The sequence below is a fragment of the Levilactobacillus spicheri DSM 15429 genome (assembly GCF_001435095.1).
Lineage (GTDB): Bacteria > Bacillota > Bacilli > Lactobacillales > Lactobacillaceae > Levilactobacillus > Levilactobacillus spicheri.
The window spans coordinates 70156-96014 of the sequence record NZ_AZFC01000028.1; the positions used below are offsets into that span (position 1 = coordinate 70156).

The window sequence follows — 25859 nt, forward strand, 5'->3', positions numbered from 1 at the left end:
CAACTAATGTCTTAACGATGTGAGCTCTGGAGATTCGCGGTTTTGGCGAAGCTTCAGAGTCGTGCCCACCTTGATCAGCTGGCTCGCCGGCGTGAAGCGCCCATCAACGACCATCCTTACTTCTTCGCCTGCCATTCGTCCTTGAACTCGGCCAAGAAGTCCTGCATGACCCGTTGCCGGTGCTCGGCCAAGGCCTTGGCCGCGTCCGTGTTCATCAGGTCCTTGAGGGTCAGCAGCTTCTCGTAGAAGTGGTTGATAATGGTCTCGTGGCCCAAATCGCGGTAATCCGCGTGGGTCATCTTGGTCCGGGGCGCCACCGCGGGGTCGTAGATCCTCTCCCCGAAGTGCCCGCCAAAGTAAATGGCCCGGGCGATGCCGATGGCGCCAATCGCGTCGAGCCGGTCGGCGTCCTGGACCAGCTGGCCCTCTAGCGGCAAGGGCTTGGCCGTGCCGTCCAGGGTCTTGTGGAAGGACATGTTGTCCATAATTAGGAAAATCGTGTCCTGCTGGTCGGCGGTGAAGGCCTGGGCCGTCAAGAACTGCCGGACCTCGTCACTGGCCGCCTGCGTATCCGCGACCAGCTTTTCATCGATCACGTCGTGCAGGTAGGCCGCCGTCAGCGTCAACAGGCGGTCGGCCTGCGGGTACGCCGTTAAAAGGTGGTCGGCCAAGCGCACCACCCGTTGGATATGGTCGAAGCCGTGCCCCGTCTCGTCGTCGCGCATCTTACCGCGGGCGAAGTCGTGCACCGCCGTTAATCTTGCTTCAGTTGTCATGTGCCGTCTCCTCTTTCGTCGTTGGTGGCACCCCGATGAAGCCGTAGAAAAACAGGTGATTGAGCTGCTCGGTCATGGCCTGAAAATGGGTGTCGTCACTGGTTACGTCGATCATCTGTTGGCCGGCGGGCGAGCTGACGTAGGTCACGAACATGTCGAGGTACATCATCAGCGCGTCGTCGGACAGCCGGTCCGTGATCATCCCCGCCTGGCGGCCCCGCTGGATGACCGCGCCCCAGAAGTGGTGCTTGCGGGCCTGGTAGGTCACCATGGTCTCGTCGGTCCCGTGCTTGCCCTGCATGTCGTCGACGATGAACCGGTAGAAGTCCGGATGCAGGTCGTCGGTGATCTGCTGGCTCCCCAGCAGCATCTTCTGCACGATTTCCTGGTAGGACAGGTCCGGATCATCGACGTAGACCTGAAAGTCGTCGTAGCCCTGGGTCACCATGGCCAGGACCACCTGGTGGCCCAGAATCAGCTTACTATCAAAGTATTTATAGAGCGTGACCTGCGACACGTCGGCCGCGGCCGCAATCGTGGCGATGTGCGTGGCCTTGAACCCGTCGCGGGTAAACAATTGCTGGGCCACTTGCAGAATGTGCTGTCGTTGGTGCTGCTTGCGTTGTTGATTGGTTGCCATTTTGCCGTCACCCTCCTGCCAATTTTCACCAGAACTCCTGTTTATTTTACCATATCCGCCCGATGAAATTTAGTGAACTATTTTAAAAAAATAGTTCAGTTTTTGTTGACTTTCCCCGACCGGGGGCTTACGATGATAGCGATTTAGAGGCTGATAGGAGGGAGTTCCCATGACACAACCCGTACTCGAGATTCACCACTTACAAAAGCACTTCGGCCGTTTCCAGGCCCTCAAAGACATCACCTTCACCGTCAATTCCGGCGAGGTCTTCGGCTTCATCGGACCCAACGGCGCCGGCAAGTCGACCACGATTCGGACCCTGTTAGGCCTGATCCGCGCCACCGGTGGCCACGCGACCATCTTCGGCCAGGACGTCTGGCGAGACAACGTCGCCATCCACCAACGGCTGGCCTACGTTCCCGGCGACGTTTACCTCTGGCCCAACCTGACTGGGGGCGAGACCATCGACCTGCTGCTGAAGCTCAACGGCACGGCTCACACGGCGCACACCGACGAGCTGATCAAGCGCTTCGGCCTCGACCCGACCAAGAAGGCCCGGACCTACTCCAAGGGGAACCGGCAAAAGGTCGCGCTGATCGCGGCCTTCTCCCAGGACGCCGACTTCTACATCTTCGACGAGCCCACGTCCGGCCTGGACCCCCTGAACGAACGGCTCTTCCAGGAGGCCGTCCTGCACCTGAAGCAGCAGGGCAAGGCCGTGCTGCTGTCGAGCCACATCCTCTCGGAGGTCGAGCGCATGTGTGACCGCATCGCCATCATCCGCGAGGGCACCATCATCGAGACAGGGAGCCTGGCCGAGATGCGCCACCTGACCCGAACCGAGATCACCGTCACCACGGAGCAACCACTCGCGGCGGCCGACCTGCCCGGCGTGCACAGCTTTCAACCGGGGCGCCACCCCCACGAGTACCAGTTCGCCGTCGAGGCCCAGCAGCTGGCCAGCGTCATGGCCACCCTGACGGCCCACGGCATCGTGGCGTTGCAGAGCACCCCGCCGACCCTGGAGGACCTCTTCATGCACTATTACGGTGCCGGAAAGGAGTGATCACATGGTTGGAAAAATGACCCGGGCCGCTCTGCTGACCCGCATCGGGTTTAAACGCGACCGCTTCCGCCTCCTGATCTGGGTGGTGGTCCTAGCCGGCCTGATGAGTGCCGTCGCCGTCAAATTCGTCGACATCTACGGCACACCCCAAGAAATCAACGCCATCGTCGGGACCCTCAAGAGCCCGGCCATCGTGGCCATGTTCGGCGCCTTTACCTTCACCGGGACCGTGACCACCGCCGAGGTCTTCGCCAACGAGATGCTGGTCTTCATGGCCCTGATGCAGGTCATCATGAACCTGGCGCTCAGCGTCCACGCCACCCGGGACGAGGAGGACCGCGGGCTGACCGAATTGGTCCGCGCCCACGCGGTCGGCCCCCTGGCGCCCCTGACGGCGGCCATCAACGAGCTGACCCTGGTCAACTTCGGGCTGGGCATCCTGTACGCCGTGGGCCTTGACCTGGCGAGCATGCCCGGCGCCACCGTTTCCGGTAACTGGCTGATTGGGCTGGGACTCGCCGCGACCGGCTGGCTGTTCGGCATGCTGGGATTGGTCACCAGCCAACTGGCCGACCACGCCGCCAGCGCGACCGGCATGGCCTACGCTCTCTTCGGCCTCAGCTACCTGGTCCGGATGATCACCGACGTGCAACGGCCCCGATTGACCTGGTGGTCGCCGCTGGGCTGGATCGAAAAGTTAACACCCTATCAGACACCCAATTGGCGGCCACTGCTCCTGATGCTCCTGACCGGCCTGGTCCTGGCCGCAGTCGCCCTGCTGATCGCCCAACGCCGCGACATTGGCGCCGGGGCAATTGCGACGCGGCCCGGCCGTCGGACCGCCAGTGCCTGGTTGCGGGGCCCGCTCTCCCTGCTGTGGCGGCGCCAGCGCACCATCCTACTGGGATGGCTGGTGGGCGTCATCGTTTTGGGGGCGGCCTACGGGACCGTCTTTAACACGATCGGCGACATCCTCAAGACCAACCCGACCATGCAGCAGGTCTTCGGCGGGGCCATGGTCCACGCGGCCAACCACCACCTGCTGGTCGGCTTCTCCTCGCTGCTGACCGTGGTCCTGGCGGCCATCGCCGTGATCCCGGGGCTTCAACTGGTATTAAAACTCTACACCGACGAAACCAGCGGCTGGCTGGAAAGCCTCTACGCCCGGCCCGTGAGCCGCACGCGCCTGCTGCTGACCTACAGCGGCTTGGGACTTCTCACCAGTACCACGCTGTTTCTCGGCGGCTGGGCGGGTCTGGTCCTCACGGGCAACGCCAGCCTGACCCACGCCAAGGACGGCATCACCGCCTTTGAGTTCTGGCAGGGCTTCTGGGGCCAGCTCCCCGTGATCTGGCTCTTCGTGGCCCTCGGGATCCTACTGGTCGGCTGGTGGCCCCGCGGCCGGGTCGCGGTGTGGCTGTACCTAGCGTACGGCTTTCTCAGCCAGTACATGGGCAACCTGCTGCACCTGCCGCACTGGGCCAAGCAGCTGACGCCGTTCGGCTGGATCAAGTCCGTGCCGGAACACGCCGTGGATTGGCCGACCTTTACCGGACTCCTGGCCCTCGCCGCGGTCCTGGCGCTGCTGGGCTGGTGGCGTTACACGCGGCGGGACTTGCAATTGCGTTAAGTTAAAAAAGCAACGATACCACTAACACCAAGCGGTAGCCATCGCTTCACGCCGGCGAGCAAGATGGTCGTGGTGGGCACGATTCTGAAGCCCTGTGAAAACCGCACAGGTCTCCAGAACTCGGCCTTGATGTAGGTCGGGAAAGAACCCCGACCAACATCAATTTCACCACGACCATCAAGTCGCCTCTGTTCCGCTGACATTGTATGAATATTGCCACCAAACGGGATGGCCAGCCATCCCCCATTCAAATCATCATTTCATTTAGTGAACCCCAAAGGCCCAACGCTCCTTACGTTAGGCCTTTTTGCTATTCGCCGATCAGCCTACGTTCTAAAATCATAAAGATTTCCCCGATTTCTGCTACAATGTCTACACGAAACATACTATTAGAGAGGTGGTCCAATCATGGACACGGTTAAAGGACGCGCTCATCGCAAAGGAAACACACTACAACTCGATTGGATTCATCGTGAAAGTTCGTCTGAAGCCAACCTTGCTGACGAATACTTGCTGATTCCCAAAGAAAATGGTGCACTCTTGTTGGTTCCACGGGTAAAAAACAACTTGTACGCCGACCTTGGCACCCAGCTCCAGCCTGGCGAAAAACTAAACGCTGACGTTGAGCGCATCGATCAAAGCTTTACCCCATTAGAGAATGAACTAACTGATGACTGACCAGCTAAAAAAGCTGTCACCTTCGCGCATGATCGAAGGTGACAGCTTTTGACTGTCTTGTTTAAAATTTACTGAATCACCACGTCGTAATGGTTGCCGGTGATGGCCGTCCCGCGGTCATGCACGACCCCCATGCCCAGCGGCGTCATGATCTTGGTCCCGAACGGCACACTCGACGGCGCCGCCACGACCCGGTAACCGTTCGGGTCTAACCCGTTCGAACTGATGGTGGTCCCATCAGCGGTTTGGCTCCCGGAGTAGTAGGTCCACTTGTTGCCGTTCAGGTATACGACCCCCTGGCTCTCAAATTGAGCCTCGGTAATCGTGGCTCCCGTGGCCTTGCTGGTCGTACTGGAGGTGCTGGTTGTGGCACTGCTGGTCGTAGCGGTGGTCGTGGTGCTGCCACGATGGGCAATCCCAGACTGGCTAAAGGCGGTCGGTGCCGTTTGCGTCACGCGCGGCGCCCCCGCGGTCGTAGGCGCCCCCGTGGCCGCATTCGCCGTCACGGTCGAGACACCGAGTCCCGCGAGCACCGTTGCTAATCCAAGGGTCGACACCAGGGTTTGTTTGATTGTCATAAAAAAAACGACCTCCTTATTGATTGGGACCAGCTTACCGCTGCCAGGTCACAGACCGGTTAACGGTCGATGACGCCTCCATTAAAGAAAGTCGTTCTTTATCTCAAATCGTCATATTTGTGACGGGTTTGACATCTTCCGTCACCGAACCTTAATGCGCGCTTAACCGCATCACGTCGCGGACAATCATCAGCTCTTCGTCGGTCGGCACGACCAGGACCTTGACCCGGTTGTCGTCCGGACTCACGATGTGTTCCTCGCCCCGGAAGTCGTTCTTGGCCGGGTCGATGGCGATGCCCAGGTAGCCCAACTTATCGGCGATTGCCTGACGCATCGCAATTCCGTTTTCCCCGGAGCCCGCGGTGAAGACCACGGCGTCCAGGCCACCCAGTTCGGCGGTGTAGCTGCCGACGTACTGAACGACCCGGTTCACGAACATGTCGAGGGCCAGCTTCGACTGCGGCCGCTCGTCTTGCGTCTGTTCCAGGTCCCGTTGGTCGGGTGACAGGCCGGAAACGCCCAGCAAACCGGACTTGTGGTTCAAGATGTCGATCATCTTGTCCATCTTCACGTCCAGCTTCTCGGCCAGGTAGGCCACCAGCGACGGGTCGATGTCCCCGGAACGGGTGCCCATCATGACCCCGGCCAGCGGCGTGAAGCCCATCGAGGTGTCCAGCGCGTGGCCGTCCTTAAAGGCGGTCACGGACGAGCCGGACCCCAGGTGCAACGTAATCAGCTTGAGCTGGTCGAGCGGCTTACCCAAAATCTCGGCCGTGCGGTGTGCCACGTAGCGGTGACTGGTCCCGTGAGCCCCGTACTTCCGGGCGCCAAAGTTTTCGTAGTACTCGTAAGGAATCCCGTACAGGTAGTTCATCTCGGGCATCTGCGCGTACAGCGAGGTGTCGAAGACGGCGACTTCCTGGGCGTCCGGGAGGAGCTGTTCGAAGACCTCGATGTAGTAGGCTTGCACCGGATTGTGCAGCGGCGCGTAGTCCTTCAGCGCCTTGATCTGCTTCAGGACCAGCGGCGTGATGACAGCGGAATCCTTGAAAATCTCGCCCCCGGCTACGATGCGGTGACCCACCCCGGAGATTTCACTCAGGTGCTTGAGGATACCGTAGCTCTTGAGGCGCGTCAGTACCATGGCGGCGGCCAACTTGTTGGTGATGTTGTCCTGCGTCTCCTCGTGCTTGGTCCCGTCGGCCAGTTTGACTTTAAAAATGGAGCCGGGCAGGTTCAACCGGTCGACCAGCCCCGAGGCGATGACGGTCTCCTCAGGCATGGAAAACAGCTTCCATTTCAGGGTCGAACTCCCAGCGTTAACAGCTAATATCTTGGTCATGTGCTTCTCCTCCCAATCCTATGTTTGTCGGTTATCTCCTAGTGTAAAGAATAATGTATCCGCTTTCAAGAAGAGTTGGCCTTTTCTCATGAAATTTTCAACTTTAGCCCGGCTTTACCCCATTGGAACCGTGAAACCTGCCAACGTACCTGGTACTAACCGCTATTGAGCGCACAAAAAAGTCTGGGAAGCACCTCCCAGACACGTTTAGATTATTGAATTAATACCACCCGTGGGACAACCAGTGGCGCTTGGCCTTGGTCCAGGTCCCGTAGCGGCTGTGGGTGTACCGGTCTGCCGTCTTCTCTTGGTTGGCCTTGCTGTAGTCCCCGTGAAGCATGGAGATGGTCAGCTGGTACTTGCCGTAGTAGATGCCGTTGCGGGCGCGGTAGTTACCGCCGGACTCGCGTTGAGCGATCCAGGCTTTGGCGGCCCGCTGGCTCTTGGAGAGCTTGCAGACGTACACGGTCGTAGTCTTGGCTTCCGCCGTGACCGGTTTGACCGCCATGACGCTAGGAAGAGCTAAGGCCACAACGGTTAAAATGGCTAAGAATAAATTTTTAACTTTGATGGGAATAACCTCCTAGTGATTGAATACGTCCAGCATAACCCGTCCAAGTTACAGGGCGATTGATAGAATGTTACGAAACGGTAACAACCCACCCCACTTTTTGCCGAATGGGGCGTAATTCCCGCCAGGTGGCCGTTTCCGCCCACGCCAAAAAACGCCGCACCTTGCGCGACGTTTTAAAGTTCAGCGATTTAACAACCGGATCAGCGCTGGTTTAGTACCAGCCGTTAGCTTGCCAGAAGGCTTGCGCCTTGGCCCAAGAACCGTACCGGGAAGCCACGTATTGGTTGGCGACCTTTTCCTGGTTAGCGGCGGAGTAATCCCCGTTCAGGTAAGAGGCGCTCAGTTGGTACTTCCCAATGTATTGACCGTTCCGAGCGGAGTATGAACCACCGGATTCCTTGTTCGCGATCCAGGCCTTAGCGCTGGCATCGGAACTGCTGGTCGTCGATGAGCTGCTGGTCGAAGCCGAGCTCGTGGTCCCCGTAGTGGCGCTAGTCGTGTTGCTGGAGTTGCTGGTAGTGCTGTAGTTGTTGGTGTTGCTGTAGTTGTTGCTGGTAGTGCCCTGCGTTTGCGTGGTAGCTTGCGTGGTGGCACCGGTGTTGCTGGTCGTGCTTGGCGTTGCCGATTGCGTGGTCTGGCTTGCCTGTGTCGATTGGGCACTCGTGGTGCTCGTCGCAGCAGAACTTGGGATGACCAGGGATTCGCCCACGTAGATCAGGTTCACGTTCTTCAAGCTGTTGGCCGATTCAATGGCCGAAACAGACGAGTTGTATTGGTTAGCGATTTTGGAAACCGTGTCTCCCGATTGCACCGTTACCCGGACGTCGGCGTTAGCGGAAGTGGTTCCTGCGAAGATCCCGGCACCTAAAACGGCGGCGGTTCCTAAGGTCGAAACTAAAGCTTTTTTGAAATTCATAAAGTGAAATGTCCTCCTCATTGGTTGGTGAATCTTTTGTCTGTGACGCGATTACTTAACGATGACTACTATACCGTGGGGACGTTACACGCCAATTGAGCTTAGGTGACAGGCTGATTAAGAAAAACCGGGTTATGTGACAAGCCGTAACGTGCTTAACACCCGTGCAATCTAACCCCGCCATCGCGGCTTTTTCCGCTCCTTATATGACAAAAACGACGCCACCATGACGGTCACGTCGCTTACTCTCAAATACTATCTCACCGATTCAGCGCTTCCGGGGGCATCAAAAATCGGGCTGGAACGGGGTGGGCACGGATTTGAGCCCAAAGCCCAGGTCTCAAATACCGACCTTTACCTAAGCCGGCCCAAAACGCCGACTAAGGTAAACTTCACCCCTGAGCCCATTTTTGACACCCCCTCCAGCTTAGATTGACGGAACTGGACATTGAGATGTATCAATCTTCGCTCTTCACGACCCCCACTCTGCTACAGTGAAACTAAGGCCGAATGTTGGTTATCAAATTGCTAAAGCTCAAATGGACCCAATCCACGAAATGATGGTTGATCAGTGTTTTTCAGTTGGTTGACCACAAAGCTGCGCTTCAAAACACAGTAACCTTTATTTGACTTGAAGTCATACCCGCAGTCGTGACCAGCCCCTCTGAGCGGAAGCAAGCGCCAGCTGCCATCGTATCCTTACCTATATGTAGAAACCCATCGCCTTACGTGGCAACTAACCCTGACGCGACCAGCAAGCTGGCCCGTAGCGCGCTAGTGGGAGGAGTGCTCGGTCAGCCGCATCCAGGTTTCGCCGAACAGGAGGACGTAGCCCAGCTGCCACCAGAAGGCGTTGTAGGTCCAGCCTAACGTCAGTGGCAAGACCAATGATGATACCAGAATGACCCCGAAGTCCATCCACCGCACGATCCGGGCCACCCGGGACGGCCAGCGCCGCGCCAGCCACGGCCGAAGCCCCCCGTCGAGTCCCACCAGGACCAGCATGCTAATCCCAAATATAAACATTGCCATCACGGACGCCTCTTTTCCTATCTATCCGCGCAGTGCTCGTTAAAGTTGGCAGAACAACCAGTCAAGGCCACCATTGCTTTCTGATCAACTAGCAAGACGCGTTATCTATCTAAAAATATAGCCGATAACCAGGGTATCGTCAAAACAAGGGAGACTTCGTTGCTGCTGGTGATGTCATTACCAAACGGACTATCGGCAATTTACCAGACACCCGCCACCGTCAGGGACCTTCTCCATCCCGCAACGGGCCGCTGGCGTTTTTTTCCGTAGTGAAATGATTGTTAGCGAGCGTCTTTAGCTTGCTTACAATCAAACCGGCTTCCGGAAACTCGCGACCTTTGCGAGGTTTCGGAATCGTGTCCACTACGGAAAAATGGAGCCAGCGCCCCGTTGCGCCAGTTTCCGCCATATTACCAGTTTCGTTTGGCATCCCAACTCAAAAAGCCGTTCGGACCTGCACCCGAACGGCTTCTCAACTTTAAACGTTTATGGTTGGTTTAGTACCAGCCGTGGGCCTGCCAGAAGGCTTGGGCCTTGGTCCAAGAACCGTAGCGGTCAGCCACGTATTGGTTGGCCACCTTTTCCTGGTTGGCGGCTGAGTAGTCCCCATTTAAGTAGGAAGCGCTCAACTGATACTTACCGATGTATTGACCGTTCGTCACGGTGTAAGAGCCCCGTGATTCGTGGTAGGCAATCCAGGACTTGGCACTGGCTTCGGAGCCGGAAACTGCCGTGTCAGCACTGGTCGTCGTTTGCTTGGCCGCCGGCTGACTGGTCGTTGCCGTGTGGTGGTAGTGCTTATGCGCCACCTTCGCCGCTGAGGTCGTGGCCGTCTTGGTTGGAACCGCCAAGTTTTGGCCGACGAAGATCAACGAACTGTTGGCTAACTTGTTCGCCGATTCGATGGCTTTAACGGATGAATCGTACTTCTTGGCTAATGACCAAACAGAATCCCCCTGCTTGACCGTTACCCGCGTGTCCGCGTTGGCCGATTCACTGGAAGTGAACAGACCGGCGCCGGCGACAGCAACTGCGCCCAGCGTCATGACTAAAGCTTTTCTGAAACTCATAAAAATGAACATCCTCCTTCGATTGCTTAACGGGTCTCAGAATAACCAACGAATGTTACACGAAAGTTGGGAGGATGTTACGCCAGGGTTAAGAAAACCTTTAAAGTATGACAATTCGTCATATTTGTAACGGCGCTGTCACATAAACCGCTTTTATCGGACCATTTTAGCCCCTTTTACGGAATCTTTACCCGGTTTTGCCCGTGACAATCGGCCATTTTTTTGTAAAATTTGTCATCTTTAAATGAAAATTCCATGAAAAACCGCCCGATTTTGCCACCAAACGGCCAAAATTGCCGACCGTTTTTCTGAATATGGATTAAACCGTTCAGCTTCACGACTATTTTTTTTATAAAAAAGAGAGTGGGACAAAAGGCGGTTAGCTGGTGAGCATTAACGTCGTAAGACGGACAATCCTGAACTTGGATTGTTTGGCTTACGGGGTTAAGCGGAACCAGCTGCCTTTGGGCGCACGTTTCGACACCAAATATTCGGAGACACTAGAAAAGAGCCTGAGACTTTTGTCCCAGGCTCTTCAGTCGGCAAACCGGGTTACTTTTCGACACCCTTGCCGTCGTATTCATCAATCATGATCTGTTTCAATTCGGAAACCAGGGGTTCCTTCGGGTTCGCGGTCGTGCATTGGTCCTCGAAGGCCAGTTCTGCCAAGTGGTCGACGGCCTTGTCGAAGTGGGCCTTGTCCACCCCGTTGGCCTTCAAGCTCAGCGTAACCCCCACGGAGTGCGCCAGGTCGATGATCTTCTTGACCAGCGCTTCCTTGAGTTCTTCCTTCGTGGTCCCCGGCAGCCCCAGGTACCGCGCGATTTGGGCGTAATCCTCGTCAGCCCGGAAGTACTCGTACTTCGGCCACATGGACAGCTTCGTCGGTTCCTTGAAGTTGTACCGGATCACGTGCGGCAAGGTGATGGCAATCGCCAAACCGTGTGGTAAGCCGAATTCCCCACCCAACTTGTGGGCGATGGAGTGGTCGACCCCTAAGAAGGCGTTGGCGAAGGCCATCCCGGCCAGCGTCGAGGCGTTGTGCATCTCTTGCCGGGCGGTGATGTCGCCGTTGTATGAGTTCGTCAGGTTGTCCATGACCAGCTTGATGGCCTGTAAGGACCATGGCCGCGTGTAGTCGGACGCCATGACGGAGACGTAAGATTCGATGGCGTGGGTCAGCACGTCCAGTCCGGAGTAGGCGACGGTCTTCTTCGGCACCGTTTCGATAAACTGGGAGTCCACGATGGCCACGTCCGGCGTCAACGCGTAGTCGGCCAGCGGGTACTTCACGTGGGTCTTGGAGTCGGTGATGACGGAGAACGGCGTCACTTCAGAACCGGTTCCGGAAGTCGTCGGAATAGCGATGAATTGCGCTTTCTTCGGCTTGTTGAACTTGTAAGCCCGCTTCCGAATGTCCAGGAACTTCTGCTTGGCGCCGAAGAAACTGGCCTTGGGGTCTTCGTAGAACAGCCACATGTTCTTGGCGGCGTCCATGGCCGAGCCCCCACCTAAAGCGATGATGGTGTCGGGCTTGAAGGCCCGCATCAGTGCGACCCCGCGGTTGACCGTGTCCGTGGTTGGATCGGGTTCCACGTCGGAGAACAGGGAGTATTCCATCCCGTTTGGTTGGCGCTTCAGTTCGTTCAAGACCGTGTCCACGTAGCCCAATTGGACCATGGCCGGGTCGGTCACCAGGAAGACCCGCTTGATGCCGGGCATGTCGTCGAGGTACCGGACGGACGTCTTTTCGAAGTAAACGCGTGGTAATTTAATCCATTGCATGTTATTTCGCCGCTTTGCAATCGTTTTGATGTTTAACAGGTCGAAGGAGGACACGTTGTGGGAAACGGAGTTCTTGCCCCATGACCCGGTCCCTAAAGTTAATGAAGGAATCATTTCGTTATAGAGGTTCCCAATGCCCCCCAGTGCGGATGGCGTGTTGACCAGCACCCGGCTGGCCTTCATCTTGATGCCGTATTCCGTCGCCAGGTCTTCGTCCATGGTGTGGATGGCCGCCGTATGGCCCAGCCCACCGAAGTGCAGGAGTTCGTCGGCCAGCTTGAAGGCTTCCGCGTGACCCTTGGACTTGTAAACGGAGATGACCGGTGACAGCTTTTCCTGAGACATCGGGTACTTCGGCCCCACGCCCGTGATTTCCGTGGCCAAAACCTTGGTCGCTGCGGGCACCTTGATGCCAGCGAGTTCCGCGATCTTGATGGCAGACATCCCGGCAATCGGGCCCTTGACCCCGCCTTGTGGCCGGAACATCGCTTCGGCCAACGCCTTGTGGTCGGCCTTCTTCACGAAGAAGACGCCGCGGGCTTCCATCTCTTTCTTCACGTCGTTGTAGATGTCGGCGTCGATGATGGCGCTGTTTTCGGACGCGCAGACCATCCCGTTATCGAAGGTCTTGGATAAGACGATGTCGTACACGGCCCGCTTGATGTTGGCCGTCTTTTCAATGTAGGCCGGACCGTTACCAGGTCCCACCCCTAAGGCTGGCTTCCCGGTCGAGTAGGCCGCCTTGACCATGCCCGGACCCCCGGTCGCCAAGACACTGGCGACCCGGTCGTTGTTCATCAGCGCCGTCGTGGCCTCGATGCTCGGCTTGTCGATCCACTGGATGACCCCTTCAGGCGCTCCAGCGGCGATGGCTGCGTCGCGCACGACCTTGGCCGCCATGGCCGAAGACTTCTGGGCTTGCGGGTGGAAGGCGAAGATGATTGGGTTCCGCGTCTTCACGGCGATCAGTGACTTGAACAGCGTGGTCGACGTGGGGTTGGTCACCGGCGTTACCCCGGCCAAGATACCCAGTGGTTCGGCCACCGTGATCAGTTCCCGTTCCTTATCGTCCTTGATGATGCCCACGGTCTTGTCGTGCTTGATGGTGTGCCAGATTTCTTCGGTCGCGAACATGTTCTTCACGGCTTTGTCTTCCATGACGCCCCGGCCGGTCTCGTCGAACGCTGCCTTGGCCAGTTCCATGTGGTGGTCCAGACCCGCAATCGCCATCTGGTGCACGATGTGGTCAACCTGTTCTTGGGTAAAGTCGTCCATGGCGCAAAGGGCGTCGTGGGCCTTGTCAACTAACCGGTCGATCATTTGGTCAACCGTTTCTTCTTTTGGTTCGTTTGATTTTGGTTTCGTTTCTTTTAACATCTCTATGCCTCCATTATGCCTTGGAAATGTCTTGTTAACTTATTCACGAGTTCTATCTTACCATGCTTTTTTCAAACGTCAAGAACTTTATGTTAAAAAAATCACAAAAGTTTTATTTACGGCATTAGCCCTGATATAACGGCATTTGTTGACAAAATTAATGTAAGCGCATACATTGCCATCTCGTCAAGATCACCATTAAATCAAAAGTGAAATAAATCACTATCATAACTATTTTCAAGCTGTCCAGCCAGCCGTCCCGCGTTCTCATCGTTCCCCAGACCCCCGGCCAGTACGATTTGTGATACATTTAGACTAGATAGAGGAGTGAGTCACATGCAAGCTTGGGCTTTCTGGCGGCAAAATACCCGCCATTTCTGGCAACACTGGGGCAGTTACGTGTCCCTGGTCTTCATGACCAATATCGTCATCAGTTACTGCGCCATCCCGGTCTTCGGCTGGCTAACCGCCACCCTGTTGAAGTGGCAGCGGATTCCCTACGTGTCCTACACCAACGTGGGCAACATCCTGCTGAAGCATCCCCTGGCCGCGCTAGGCCTGCTGGCGATTCTCCTGGCCATCGTGCTGCTGGTCTACTGGCAATTCGCGTTTCTGCTTCTGGGGATTCGCAACATCCGGATGGGCCGGCCCCGGACCACGCGGGAACTCCTGCGGGCGACCGTGTCGAGTCTGACCGGCGCCTCGCCCAGCACCTTCCTGTTCTTTATCGGCTACTTCCTGGTCGTCCTCCCGTTCGGCAGCGTGCTATTTACCACGCCCCTGCTGAACAAGGCCAAGATTCCGGCCTTCATCACCAGCTACCTGATGGCCAATCCCCTGTGGGCGACCGCGCTGGTGCTGTTCTACGTCGGCGCCATCTACCTGGGCATCCGCCTGATCGGGGTCCTACCGCTGATGATGCTGGACGGGTACCACAGCCGCATCGCCATCCAGGAAAGCTGGCGGGCCACCCGGCACCAGTTTTGGAAGTACTTCAGTCGTATCCTGGTGACCCTGGCCATGGTCACCCTGGTGGTCGCGGCCATCTACCTCATCATCTACTGTGGGCAGCTCTACTTCGACGGCACCAAAATCGCGTTGCTGGCGGCCACACTGAACCTGCTGCTGATGGAAGTCATCACCGAATTCGTGGTCTGCTACTCGACCATCCTGTTCATGGCGGTCATCCTGAGCAGCCACGTCGACCACGAGCCGACGCCGATGATGCGGCTGAACTTCCGGGAACCGGCCCACACCAAACGCCGGACCCGGGTGATCATCACCCTGGGACTGGTCGTCATCAGCGGCCTGCTGGTGACTTTTAACCTGGTCTACCTTAACGGTATGGCCATCAGTAAACCCCTGACCATTTCACACCGGGGCGTCGACGCCGGGAACGGAGTCCAAAACACGATTCCGGCGCTGATCAAGACCAGTCGCGAGCACCCGGACTACGTCGAGATGGACATCCAGGAGACCAAGGACCACCAGTTCGTGGTGATGCACGACACCAACCTGAAGAGCCTGGCCAACCTGAACCAATCGGTCGGTGACCTGACGCTCAAGCAGCTGACCCGCATCACGGTCTCCGAAAACGGCCACCAAGCCAAGATCCCGAGTTTCACGGCCTACCTCAACGCGGCCATCGCCCACCACCAAAAGTTATTGGTCGAAATCAAGACTAACAAGGCGACCACGGCCGACCTGCCCCAGCGGTTCATCGCCCAGTACGGCGATAAGTTGCTGGCCAACCACGAGCAGGTCCACACCCTGAGCTACCGGATCATGACCGCCCTCAAGCGCCAAGACCCGCAACAGTTCGTCAGCTACATCTTGCCGTACAACCTGACCTTCCCGTACACCGACGCCAACGCGTACACCATGGAGGCCACGACGCTGAACGACAACTTCATCGACCAGGCGGCCAAGAACCACCAGCGGGTCTATGCCTGGGACATCGATGACGTGACGCTGCTGGACCAGATGATGTTCCTCGGCGTCAACGGCATCATCACCGACAACCTGCACGAGATGCAACAGGAGATCAAGAGCAACACGGACCATCCGAGCTACGCTAGCCTGCTCCTGACCTTCATGAACGAACTCAGCCTCGAAACCCAGATGCAATAACCCCACTTCAATTAAACCCGATAACGGTCATTTCCCGCCACTGACCCTATTCAGTTGCGGGGACCAACTAAAAAAACGTGAACCGCCTATTCCCTATGGATGCTGGGAACAAGTGGTTCACGTTTTTAGTTTAAGTTGGTTGTTAATGGTCGCTCCACGCCGGCGCGCATGCTGGTCGTAGTGGGCACGATTCTGAAGCCCTGTGAAACCCCCACAGGTCTCCAGAACTCGGCCTTGATGTAGGCGGGCCCAAAACGCCCGCCAACATCAATTTCACCACGACCAACAAGGCGCCTCTGTGACGCTTAGCTGGCAGAATCACCGCGCCGTAACGGAATGAGGCTGGCAACTACGACCGTTCTAAAATCATAGAAACCTTGGCTTCAATTATCGGTAGCCATCGACCCCTTCTACTGATTTCAACTGGCAGGATGCGTACGACCGTTTACTATCAGACGAAGCCACGCTGTTTATGGATAAATTTTAATTCATCAGCCACGTTGTCGTTAGCCGGGAGGGAGGTCAGAATTGGGCTCAGTAGCCTCGTTTCTGTTATCCGGGTGAATTTCCCGGATTACAGAAAGGCCGAGCTTTTCGCGGGCTTGGTGAAAAGCTCAAAGTCGTGCCCATCCCGTTCCAGCCCGATTTTTGCCGGCCCCGAAAGCGCTAATTTCGTCTAACTAGCTTACTTGGTCTTTTCGACCTTGCGCAGGGGGCGCTTGATCAGCGTCAGGAGTTTTTCGGATTGTAACCGGGAGACCACGGCGTCCACGGCGACCTGCATCAATTTTTCGTTCAGGTCCTTGGCCGCCGGCTGAACCTGATCCTCCCCCAACGTGTGGAGGCGGTCCTCCAAGCGGTCGATGAAGTTATCATAGGCCTGCTTGGGGTAGTCGCCCGCGGTGATCTGGTCGATTCCCGAACGGACCGTATCCGTCTGGAACATGGGCTTGAGCAAGCTGATCATCAGGATGTCCGCCAACTGCATGGTCTGGTACTTCTTCTTCGTCGGTGCCAAGATGACCTTGTGCTTCACGTAGTTGTTGATCATTGCCGGCGTGATGGTGTCGACGCCCAGCGGTCCCAACACAGCGTTGATCAGCGCCGTGACCTGATCCATGTATAAATCAAATCTCGGTAAGTCGTCCCACCGAGGAAGTTTGATATCGTGCATCTGGTGTTCCCACCGTGTGTATTGATTAAAATCAGCCATTTCATTCCCTGCCCTTCTATTTCTTACCCACATTGTAGCATATAAGCTAGTCACAGTGACTAGCTAACCACTTATTGCAAGGATTTCTTAGCGCCAGTGAATGCGACTTAAAATGCGTTTGCCCAACCCGGCCTGGACCAGGTAAAAGACGGGCTGCACGCTGACCATCAGGGGGATGTAGATCAGCGCCAGTTTCCAGTTCAGGAGGTCGACCAACGAAAACAGGTCGCCGAAGAACAGGAAAATCACCGCGAACAACGCCGCCATCGCGCCAATCAGCGCAATCTTAAAGCGGTTCAGCGGCCGGGCGACCATGGTCAAAGCGTTTAAGCTGACTAGCCCGGTCATCAACACGCTCAGCGTCGAAGTCGTCGCAAAGCTCAACTGGAACTGGGTCCCCAGCGCCATGATCACCAGGATGTAGCCCACCACGCAGGTCGCGGCCGGCGCGGCGATCTCCATCACCTGCTTCATGAAGCGCCCGGTGATCCGCGCGTAGTTCGGCTGCAGGGCCAGGAAGAAGGTCGGAATGCCGACCATCAATGAGGAAATCGGTGTCAGTTGGATCGGTTCGAACGGGTAGCTGCGGCTCATGAAGATGAAAATCAGCGTCAGAACCACCGAGTACATGGTCTTGATCAGGAAGAGCGAGGCGACCCGCTCGATGTTGTTGATCACCCGCCGCCCCTCGTTTAAAACGTTGACCATCGCGTCGAAGTTCGAGTCGATCAAGACGAAGTCGGCCAGGCTCTTAGTGGCCTCGCTGCCCGAGGCCATCGCGATGCTGCAGTCGGCCTGCCGCAGAGCCAACAGGTCGTTGACCCCGTCGCCGGTCATCGCCACGGTGTGCCCCAGGTCCTGGTAGCCCCGGATGAGCCCCTCCTTTTGCTGGGGGGTCACCCGCCCGAAGACGTTGTAGGTGTCGACCAGGTGCCGGTAGTCCGGCGTTTCCCCGACCGTGCTCATGTCCACCAACTGCTGGGAACCGGGGATGCCGGCGCGTTGGGCGATGCTGGCCACCGTCACCGGATTGTCCCCGGAGATGACCTTGAGGGCCACGTCCTGGGTGGTGAAGAAGTCGAAAGTGTCCTTGGCGTTGGGCCGCAGCTCGTCGGTGATCAGGAGCAGCCCGAGGGCTTCCGGCGCCGCGGGTTGCGGCGTCGTCAGTTGGTCCACGCGCGCCAGAACCAGGACCCGGTAGCCCTGGGCCGCCAGTTCCTTGATGCGGGCCTGCAGTGCGGGGGCCACCGGTCGAAAGATAAACTCGGGGGCGCCCATCACGTAGGCCGTTCCGTCGGCTAACCGCGCGCCGCTCCATTTACGGCCGGACGAAAATGGCAGGGCTTCGCTGGCCGTCACGGTCGGATGCCCGTCCACGGCCTGAACGGCCTGGGCCGTCTCGTTGTCGTCGCCGGTCGCCGCGACCAGCTCGGCCAGGATCGTGTGGAGCTGGGCTGCCGGGACCGTGCCCAACGCCTCGACCCGTTCCAGCTTGAGTTTGCCGCTGGTGATGGTCCCGGTCTTATCCAGGCACAGGACGTCGGCCCGGGCCAACGCCTCGATGGCCGGCAGCTCCCGAACCAGGACGTGACGGCGGCCCAGGGTCAAAGCCCCGGCCGCCAACGCCACGGAGGTCAACAGGACCAAGCCTTGCGGAATCATCCCGCCGACCGCGGCCACGGTCCCCAGGATGGCCCGGTTGGTGCTTTGTCCCTTGACCAGCGAGGCGATGAACAGTGCGATGCCCAGGGGAATCAGGGCAAACGTCAGGCTTTTAATGATGCGATTGATGATATCCAGCAGTTGGCTGGCCGTGCGTCGTTGCCGCTTGACCGAGTGGGCCAACTGTTCCACAAAACTCTGGGCCCCGACCCGGGTCGCCTGGACGGTGGCCTTGCCTCCCAGCAGGACGCTGCCGGAGACCACGGTGTCGCCGACCTGCTTCGCAATCGGGGTCGACTCCCCGGTGATCTGGGACTCGTCGACCTCGATGCCGGTCGTGACCCGAATCAGCCCGTCCACGGGCAGCTGGTCGCCCCGGCCCACCGTCAAGAGGTCGTCTTGGACCAACTCCTCCTGTTTGCGGTCGGTGACCACGCCATCCCGCAGCACCGGCAACCGCCCCTCGGATAAGAGCGCCAGCTTATCGACCTGGCGCTTGGAGCGAATTTCCTGGAAGATCCCGATGCCGGTGTTGACCACCACGACCCCGATGAAGAGGAGATTTTTATAGCTGCCGGTGAACAACACCAGCCCCGCTAAGATCAGATTGATCAGGTTAAAGAGCGTCATTAAGTTATCACGAAAGATCTGTTTGACGCTCCGGGTGAGCGGTGGTAAGGGGTCGTTCTGCAATCCCTGGGCCAACCGTTCGTGCACATCGGCGGCCGTTAAACCCGTGTCTAACGGCGTTAAATTTGGTTCCTGCGCCATGGCCCGTTCCTCCTTTTGCTTCGTAACCGCTTTAGTCTTATTGTACAAGAAACTCGGCGACGACACCTATAATCCGTCTGAATTTTGACCATCTTAACCGAATCGCTAGGGCTTGGGTCGGGGCCGCTTACGGGACGGTGGCCTGGCCCCGTGTGACCCGCCGCCACAGCCGGTCATAATCTGCGGAGCTCGAGCGGTTCACCGGGGCACCCCCATTAACAGGCCGGCCGAAGAGTGGTTAAATTGAGGTGACCCCAAACTTTCAAGGGAGGCTTTTTGATGAATCACAAATCGACCGCGATCGTTTTATTTGTCCTGTACCTCATTTTACTAGGGTGCATGCTGACCAACCACAGCATGCTCGCCATGTGGCTGATGACCGGGGGCATGCTGTTCGAAGCCAGCGTGAACCTGTACGACCAGTTCCGCCGACGGTAAGCGTTGTCATTTCACCCCAGATAGCCTAAAATTAAAGCTATATGTGCGGCGGCATGCGCCGCCCACGTTAAGATAATTGGTGGCGCGTTGCCACCAAGGAGGACGCAAACTATGACACTGAACCAACTTTCCGATACCATCAAGCTCGCCGATGGCAACCAGATGCCCGGCCTCGGCTTCGGTACCTACCTGATCAGCGACCAGGAGACCATGGACCACACCATCCAAGCGGCCTGGGACCAAGGTTACCGCCTGATCGACACCGCCATGCTCTACCGCAACGAGGACCTGCTGGGCACCTCGCTTCAAAAACTCGGGCTGCCCCGCGAGGCGCTCTTTTTGACCAGCAAGGTCGCCGAGATCGTCCAGGGTTACGACCAGACGCTCAAGGCGGTCGAGGGGTCCCTGAAACGGCTCCAGACCAACTACTTAGACCTGCTGCTGATCCACTGGCCGGTCCGCGAACACTTCTTTGAAACCTGGAAGGCCCTCGAACAGCTGAAGGCCGACGGGAAAGTCCGCTCCATCGGGGTCTCCAACTACACCATCGCGCACTTGGAACTGCTGGCCACCCAGGCCAAGGAGATGCCGGTGGTCAACCAGGTCGAGTACCACCCCTACCTGAACCAACAGGCCCTGGTCGACTACGACCGGGAGAAGGACATCGTCACGGAGGCCTGGAGTCCCCTGGGACGGCGGGCCGTGCTGGACGACCCGATGATCGCTAAAATGGCGCACCACCACCAGAAAACGGTCGCCCAGATCATCCTGCGCTGGGAGCTGCAACACGGCGTGGTCCCGATTCCCAAGTCGACGCACGCCGAACGGATTCAGGAAAACACGGACGTTTTCGACTTCGAACTGGCCGAAGACGAGATGGGCATGATCGACCTGCTGAACAAGAACCAGCGGACCGGGAACGAACCCGAAATCGTGTACGAAACCGGGAAACAGTATTAAATCCGGTTCCTGGTAGTCAGTCCTCGTCTTTAACACCAAATGCGTCCCGCTAATGATATTTCACGAAGTCCGGTCACCAGTGGCCGGACTTTTTGATTGGCTAATCATTAAAAAAAGATTATAATGATTCTCATAATACGAAACGAAAGCCAGGTGAACCCCTTGAAGACGACCACGTTATTTGACGACATTGCATAGGGATCGCTCACCCAACCATTTTTTCAGACTGGCGCCATTGCCAGTCTCCTTTTGGGCGCCATCCCGCGGTCGTTGGGAGTGGGCGCCTTTTTGTTTGGCCAATTTTAGGGTCTCCCGCGTCCCCACCCCACACCGCGTTTCCTTGAACCACGCGTCCGCTTGCGGACACACTAAGGAGAATCGCTTATGGGAACCATTCAAACACAAAACTTATCCTTTACCTATCCGGGTGCCGATCACCCATTGTTCGACCACCTGTCCGTCAACCTGGACGACCACTGGAAGCTGGGGCTTATCGGCCGCAACGGGCGGGGTAAGACTACCTTTCTCAAGCTCCTCTTGGGCCAGCTGGAGGCCCATGGCGCCGTGCACGCCAGCGTGCCCTTCACCTACTTTCCCAGCGACCAGCCGCAGGGCCACGCGACCGTCATGCAGGTGCTGACCGCGACCGGGGCTCCGGAATGGCGGGCCAGCGTTGAATTGGCCCGCATCGGTCTGGACACCCTCGACCCCCAGCGCCCCTTCACCAGCCTGAGTGGCGGTGAGCAGACCCGGGTGCTGCTCGCCCGCGGCTTCGTCAACGACCGCGACTTTCCCCTGATCGACGAACCGACCAATCATCTGGACATCGCCGGGCGGCAGCTGGTCGGTCGCTATCTTCGGCAGAAACGGGGATTCATCTGCGTCAGCCACGACGAGAGTTTTTTGAACAGCTTCGTGGACCACGTGATGTCCCTGAACCGCAGCAGCGTCGACCTGGTCGCCGGAACCGTCGACGCCTGGAAAGCCGACAAAGCCCACCGTGATCACCGGGCCAAGGCCCAAAACCAGCAGCTGCAAGCCGACATTCACCGGCTGACGACCCGCACCAACGTCCAACGCCAATGGGCGGAGCAACGCGAAGCGCAGAGCTCCGACGCGGCGAGTCGCCGGTCCGCTGCCAAGCTGATGCGCCGGGCCAAGGCCTTCGAGGACCGGACCCAGGCCGTGGTCGCCAAACGCCAGGGCCTGCTGCAAGACGTCGACCAATCCGGGGAGCTCACGACCAGCCTGCAGACCGGTCAGGGCCATCGCCTCCTGATCAGCCTGCGTCAAGTCACCATCCAACGCGACCACCAGCCCCTCTTTTCCCCCGTCGACCTCGACTTTCACCAGGGTGACCGCTTAGCCATTCTGGGTGCCAACGGGTGTGGCAAGACCAGCCTCATTCAGGTCCTGCTGGGACAGATCGACCTTCCCCACACCGGCTACCTCCTCAACCAGTTGCCGGCCGACGTGGCCGTTTTAGCCCAGGACTTCAGCACCCCGATTCGCCAGTTGACGCCGGCCGATTGGGGTGACGCTCAGGAACGGACACGCGTCTGGAACCTGATGCACCAACTGGGCGTCTCGCGGGAACGGCTACGAGCACCGGCTGCCCAGTGGAGCATGGGCGAGGCCAAGAAGGCCGCCCTGGCGCGGACACTCAGCCACCCCCACGCACTGGTGGTCTGGGACGAGCCCACCAACTACCTGGACATCGTCGCTCGCGAACAGCTGATCACGCTAATCCAGACGGTTCAGCCGACGTTGATCATCATCGACCACGACCAGCATTTCCTGACCGCGACCTGTTCGCAACAGTTGGCCCTGCAGCCCGCTGCTGAACACTAAAAAAATGGCGTTGCGCCCAGCTCACAGACTGGGACGCAACGCCATTTTTTTAAATGCCAGCTGATTAGTCGATGCTAATCTTGTGGTTATCTTCCGCTTCGGTTTCCTTTGGCAGGGTCAACGTTAAGATACCGTTGTCGTACTTGGCGTTGACGTGCTTCAGGTCAATGTTTGGTAGGTAGAAGGCCCGGGAAACGTTTTGACTAGAACGTTCTTGCCGTAAGACGCGGCCCTGGTCGTCCTTGGTCGATTCGTCAACGTTGGAGGTTCCGGAGATCCGCAGCGTATCGTCCCGGTAGTCGACGTGGATATCGTCCTTCTTGAAGCCAGGCATTTCCGCCGTGACTTGGTAGTCCTTGTCGTGTTCGACCACGTCGGTCTTCATTGGGTTATCGGCGCCGTTAAACAAATCGCGGCCCAAGTTGCCCACTTCATTAAAGAAATTCATTGGATTAAACAAATCATCGTTCCGGTTCATCATTTCGTTGGTCATACTCAATAACCCCTTTCAAAGTTCTTTGTTTCTCTTTACATTTTCTATAATAGTCAGCATTGGTCAGAAAAGCAAATAATTAGCACTCGATTTTTAGAGTGCTAATTCAGGGCTCTTTATCCCGATGTGTCAACAACTATTGACCATCATCTTAACACCGTTGCGCGTAAAAGCGAGTATTTCGTCAAAAAGGTCAAACTATATCAAAAAGAGGTGCGAGCTCGCACCTCCTTTGACCACTATTATTTTAAATCCGCCGGAATCTCAAAGTGTGGCGACAACAGCTTCATTTCCGCGTCCTGAAGCGCCTGGCGAGTGAACCACCCGTCCCGGATCAGTTCGCCGAAGCGGTTGACGTTGGTAATCATCAGGTTCACGTCCGCGTCGCTCAGACCCTGAATGGCGCCGTCGAGGTCCTCTAGACTGTCGATGGCGATGCCCAGGTGATTCTGGGTAATGATGTCGGCCACCGCGGCCTGGCGCCAGATGATCACCGGCAGCCCGTGCGACAGGTACATCGAGACCTTGTGCGGGTGGTTGTACCGGGTGTAGTCGTTGTACCGAAAGACCGAGGTGTCCCCGTCCCAGGCCAGGCCAAAGGTCCGCGGCAGTTCCTGGATCAGCTGCCAGCGCCAGCGTTGCCCCCGAAAGTCGACCTTGGGATTGGCGTTAAGTTCCCGGGCCAGGGCCGCGTCGGTCTCCCCGAAGACCGTAATCGGCGTTTGGTAGTGCCACTCGGCCAGGTAGCGGGACTTCTCGATGTTGCCGGCCAGCATCACGCTGCGGCGGAAGTCCTCCGGTTGCGTGTAGTAACAGTCGGCGTCGTGGTTATCATCCAGGTAGTCCAGCAGGTACTGGCAAACCATGGGCGTGGTCACCCCGGCCGCCTGGAGTTTCCGCGCCATCCGCCCGTTGTGGACGATTAACACGTCGCAACGGTTCAAGAAGTCGAACTCGTTGATCCACTTTGGGGCGTGCTGGTCCCGGAAGGTCTCCACGTCATGAACCAGGCACACGAACTTGACCCCGCGCCGGTGCATCTGGTCGACGAAGAAGTCCTCGAACCGCCCGCTATTCAGGGACGGGTACTGGTAGACCAGGATGTCACCGTGGGCCACCCCCGTCGTGATACCGGCGATCTTGGCGTCAAGCGCCTCGTCCGATTCGTACGAATCATCGTACCGTAAAAGGTCGATGACCCGGTAGCCCATGCGATGCCCGATCCGGGCAATGTCCTGCTTGGCCTGCCGGGTCGCATCGTGGGTCTGTTCTTGTAAAATATCCGTAATCCACTTTTTCATCATGAACGCTCCATTTCACCATCGATTATCTGCGTTTTCCAGCGACGGAATCCTGGACTGGCGGCTTCCAAACGGTGCGCCGTTCCCCACCCGTTTCCCCTATCGGCGGCCAGTCGCTCCTCCCACCGGCACGAATCGTTCGTTTGTGCTCAGGTTGCCCCCAGTATACCGAGCCCATGAGTCGAATAACAATGAAGGTGATTAACTTCATAAGGAAACTTCCCCAATGCTGGCCAAACAAAAAACGACGTCCGTCGTGGTTCGACGAACGCCGTTTTTATTACAAATAAGGGAGAAACTTACCGCTGACGGGGGGACCGGACCTTACCCACGGTGAGAAAATGCGGGATGTTGGTCGGGGTGGTCGCCCAGCGCCAGTGGTGTTGCAAAAACGTCATGAAGCCGGTCAGACCCAGGCCGTGGCCCTTTGGTGCGAGCCGGACCAGGTGGCGGTTGGCCGTCACGTACTGCCCGTTGGTGAGCTGGAAGCGCATGGCCAGGCGGTGATGAACCAGCCGCCGAACCACCAGGTGCTCGCCCTGAGCGTAGTGCGCCTGCTTCTCCGTCAGGTCGGGACGCCGGTACCCGTTGATGCCGTGGGCGTTTACGACCACGATCTTCGCGCGGCGGACGTGCTGGTAGTAGGTCGGCTGGACGAACTCCCAGCGCGCCGTGATGTAGCCCATAACGCCGTAGGTCTTGGAGGCGTGGTTCACGTCCTTGACCTTGTAGCGCAGGCGCCCGTGCTTGGAGAGGAACAGGCCGACGACCATGAACTGGGCCTGGACCGCACTCTCCTGCGGATGATACCACGCGATCCGCCGGTGCGGGCTAAAGGTCGCGGTCCGGTAGAGGCCAATCTTGCGAATGGCGTTCACGTCAAACCGCTGGAACCGCCGCTGGGTCGTCTGGTGATCGTGACCCGGTTTGGTCCGGTGCTGCGGTACGCGTTGCTGGCTGGCCACGACGTCATCCACGGTGGCCTGACTGAGGACCGGCGTAAACTGACCGACTGGGTGGACCGGCGGGGTCGGCGCCAGCGGACTGGTCGAAACGGGCGTTGGGGCGGCAACACTGGATGGACTTGGCGCCGGCGTCACCGGACCCGCGGGCAGCGGCTCAGGCGCCGGAATTGGCGCGGGGGTCGGTGTTGCGGGCGTCGGCGTTACAGACGTTGCACCGGTAATCGGCCGGTGATGGGTTGCTGGCCGCGGTACCAGGTGACTGCCCTGACCAGCGTGGACTGTGGGCTGCTCGGGCGTCGGAACGACCGTTGAAGGCGTTGGTTGAGGCGCGGGAACCGTCGGCTGGGAGTGACCGCTGCCGTCAGTCACGTGATGCTGCGGCGCGACCGGCTGCGGGATTACCAGGTGGCTGCCCTGACCAGCCTGCTCGTCAGGCGTTGTGTGTGGCAACCGATTGTGTGCTGGTTGCCCGGTCGCGGGTGCTGGATGATGCGCATTGCTTCCGCTAGTTGTTTCGTGGTGCGCCGTTGGTTGCGGAGCTCCCGACTGGCTCCCCTGACCCGGAACAGCTGGCCGTGAAGGACTCGTGTCCGTCTCCACCGTGCTTGGAT

The 25859-nt window shown here is 58.0% G+C and carries 21 protein-coding genes; 7 read left to right on the top strand and 14 right to left on the bottom strand.

Annotated elements, in window-relative coordinates; all coding sequences use genetic code 11:
- Nucleotides 1-116: 116 nt before the first annotated feature.
- Nucleotides 117-776 carry an HD domain-containing protein gene (locus FD37_RS08355; RefSeq protein ID WP_056964748.1) on the bottom strand — a complete coding sequence of 220 codons (660 nt, stop codon included), beginning with the start codon at nt 774-776 and terminating at the stop codon, nt 117-119.
- Nucleotides 766-1416 carry a TetR/AcrR family transcriptional regulator gene (locus FD37_RS08360; RefSeq protein WP_056964750.1) on the bottom strand — a complete coding sequence of 217 codons (651 nt, stop codon included), beginning with the start codon at nt 1414-1416 and terminating at the stop codon, nt 766-768. The genes FD37_RS08355 and FD37_RS08360 overlap by 11 nt, the downstream gene beginning before the upstream one ends.
- 169 nt (nt 1417-1585) lie before the next feature.
- On the opposite strand from FD37_RS08360, the gene FD37_RS08365 reads away from it, so the two are divergent.
- The 3 genes from FD37_RS08365 to FD37_RS08375 all read left to right on the top strand — a co-directional run bounded on the left by FD37_RS08365 (nt 1586) and on the right by FD37_RS08375 (nt 4790).
- The gene (locus FD37_RS08365) at nt 1586-2482 is read left to right on the top strand and encodes an ABC transporter ATP-binding protein (protein ID WP_056964752.1); all 897 of its coding nucleotides are present in this window, start codon (nt 1586-1588) and stop codon (nt 2480-2482) included.
- A 4-nt stretch (nt 2483-2486) separates the two neighbouring features.
- Nucleotides 2487-4112 (top strand): ABC transporter permease, encoded by a 1626-nt coding sequence (locus tag FD37_RS08370; protein WP_056964755.1) that lies wholly within the window; start codon nt 2487-2489, stop codon nt 4110-4112.
- 408 nt (nt 4113-4520) lie between these two features.
- Nucleotides 4521-4790 (top strand): hypothetical protein, encoded by a 270-nt coding sequence (locus FD37_RS08375; RefSeq protein ID WP_056964757.1) that lies wholly within the window; start codon nt 4521-4523, stop codon nt 4788-4790.
- A 68-nt stretch (nt 4791-4858) separates the two neighbouring features.
- Here FD37_RS08375 and FD37_RS08380 read toward each other — a convergent pair whose 3' ends face one another.
- The 7 genes from FD37_RS08380 to adhE form a co-directional block, all read right to left on the bottom strand.
- A complete protein-coding gene (locus FD37_RS08380; protein WP_056964759.1) occupies nt 4859-5368 on the bottom strand; it encodes a hypothetical protein in 510 nt (169 codons plus the stop codon).
- 151 nt (nt 5369-5519) lie between these two features.
- The gene (locus FD37_RS08385) at nt 5520-6710 is read right to left on the bottom strand and encodes an acetate/propionate family kinase (RefSeq protein ID WP_056964761.1); all 1191 of its coding nucleotides are present in this window, start codon (nt 6708-6710) and stop codon (nt 5520-5522) included.
- Nucleotides 6711-6930: 220 nt separating this feature from the next.
- The gene (locus FD37_RS08390; RefSeq protein ID WP_225351216.1) at nt 6931-7218 is read right to left on the bottom strand and encodes an aggregation-promoting factor C-terminal-like domain-containing protein; all 288 of its coding nucleotides are present in this window, start codon (nt 7216-7218) and stop codon (nt 6931-6933) included.
- 277 nt (nt 7219-7495) lie between these two features.
- Nucleotides 7496-8200 (bottom strand): aggregation-promoting factor, encoded by a 705-nt coding sequence (apf, locus tag FD37_RS08395; protein ID WP_056964763.1) that lies wholly within the window; start codon nt 8198-8200, stop codon nt 7496-7498.
- A 774-nt stretch (nt 8201-8974) separates the two neighbouring features.
- Entirely contained in the window at nt 8975-9232 is a 258-nt protein-coding gene (locus FD37_RS08400) for a hypothetical protein (protein WP_056964765.1), read from the bottom strand.
- A gap of 497 nt (nt 9233-9729) precedes the next feature.
- On the bottom strand, nt 9730-10302 hold the full coding sequence (gene apf / locus FD37_RS08405) for an aggregation-promoting factor (RefSeq protein ID WP_056964767.1): 573 nt from the start codon (nt 10300-10302) through the stop codon (nt 9730-9732).
- A 552-nt stretch (nt 10303-10854) separates the two neighbouring features.
- Nucleotides 10855-13464, bottom strand: coding sequence for a bifunctional acetaldehyde-CoA/alcohol dehydrogenase (gene adhE, locus FD37_RS08410; protein ID WP_045806940.1), 2610 nt, complete (start codon nt 13462-13464; stop codon nt 10855-10857).
- A 336-nt stretch (nt 13465-13800) separates the two neighbouring features.
- Here adhE and FD37_RS08415 point away from each other — a divergent pair, with 336 nt between their 5' ends.
- Nucleotides 13801-15594: a glycerophosphoryl diester phosphodiesterase membrane domain-containing protein gene (locus FD37_RS08415; RefSeq protein ID WP_056964770.1), complete on the top strand. Its 1794-nt coding sequence runs from the start codon at nt 13801-13803 to the stop codon at nt 15592-15594.
- A gap of 685 nt (nt 15595-16279) precedes the next feature.
- Here FD37_RS08415 and FD37_RS08420 read toward each other — a convergent pair.
- Together FD37_RS08420 and FD37_RS08425 are read right to left on the bottom strand one after the other, a co-directional pair.
- On the bottom strand, nt 16280-16807 hold the full coding sequence (locus tag FD37_RS08420) for a DUF1836 domain-containing protein (RefSeq protein ID WP_045806938.1): 528 nt from the start codon (nt 16805-16807) through the stop codon (nt 16280-16282).
- An 87-nt stretch (nt 16808-16894) separates the two neighbouring features.
- On the bottom strand, nt 16895-19240 hold the full coding sequence (locus tag FD37_RS08425; protein ID WP_056964772.1) for a cation-translocating P-type ATPase: 2346 nt from the start codon (nt 19238-19240) through the stop codon (nt 16895-16897).
- Nucleotides 19241-19519: 279 nt separating this feature from the next.
- Here FD37_RS08425 and FD37_RS13005 point away from each other — a divergent pair, with 279 nt between their 5' ends.
- The 3 genes from FD37_RS13005 (at nt 19520) to FD37_RS08435 (ending at nt 22489) form a co-directional block, all read left to right on the top strand.
- Entirely contained in the window at nt 19520-19678 is a 159-nt protein-coding gene (locus FD37_RS13005) for a hypothetical protein (protein ID WP_170206972.1), read from the top strand.
- A 111-nt stretch (nt 19679-19789) separates the two neighbouring features.
- Nucleotides 19790-20638 (top strand): aldo/keto reductase, encoded by an 849-nt coding sequence (locus FD37_RS08430; protein ID WP_056964774.1) that lies wholly within the window; start codon nt 19790-19792, stop codon nt 20636-20638.
- Between the two features lie 384 nt (nt 20639-21022).
- A complete protein-coding gene (locus FD37_RS08435) occupies nt 21023-22489 on the top strand; it encodes an ATP-binding cassette domain-containing protein (RefSeq protein WP_056964776.1) in 1467 nt (488 codons plus the stop codon).
- A gap of 64 nt (nt 22490-22553) precedes the next feature.
- Here the strand turns inward: FD37_RS08435 and FD37_RS08440 are convergent, their stop codons facing one another.
- The 3 genes from FD37_RS08440 to FD37_RS12820 form a co-directional block, all read right to left on the bottom strand.
- The gene (locus FD37_RS08440; RefSeq protein ID WP_045806934.1) at nt 22554-22982 is read right to left on the bottom strand and encodes an Hsp20/alpha crystallin family protein; all 429 of its coding nucleotides are present in this window, start codon (nt 22980-22982) and stop codon (nt 22554-22556) included.
- Between the two features lie 242 nt (nt 22983-23224).
- The gene (locus tag FD37_RS08445) at nt 23225-24283 is read right to left on the bottom strand and encodes a glycosyltransferase (protein WP_045806933.1); all 1059 of its coding nucleotides are present in this window, start codon (nt 24281-24283) and stop codon (nt 23225-23227) included.
- 299 nt (nt 24284-24582) lie between these two features.
- Entirely contained in the window at nt 24583-25698 is a 1116-nt protein-coding gene (locus FD37_RS12820; RefSeq protein WP_235807866.1) for a DUF5776 domain-containing protein, read from the bottom strand.
- Nucleotides 25699-25859 lie beyond the last annotated feature (161 nt).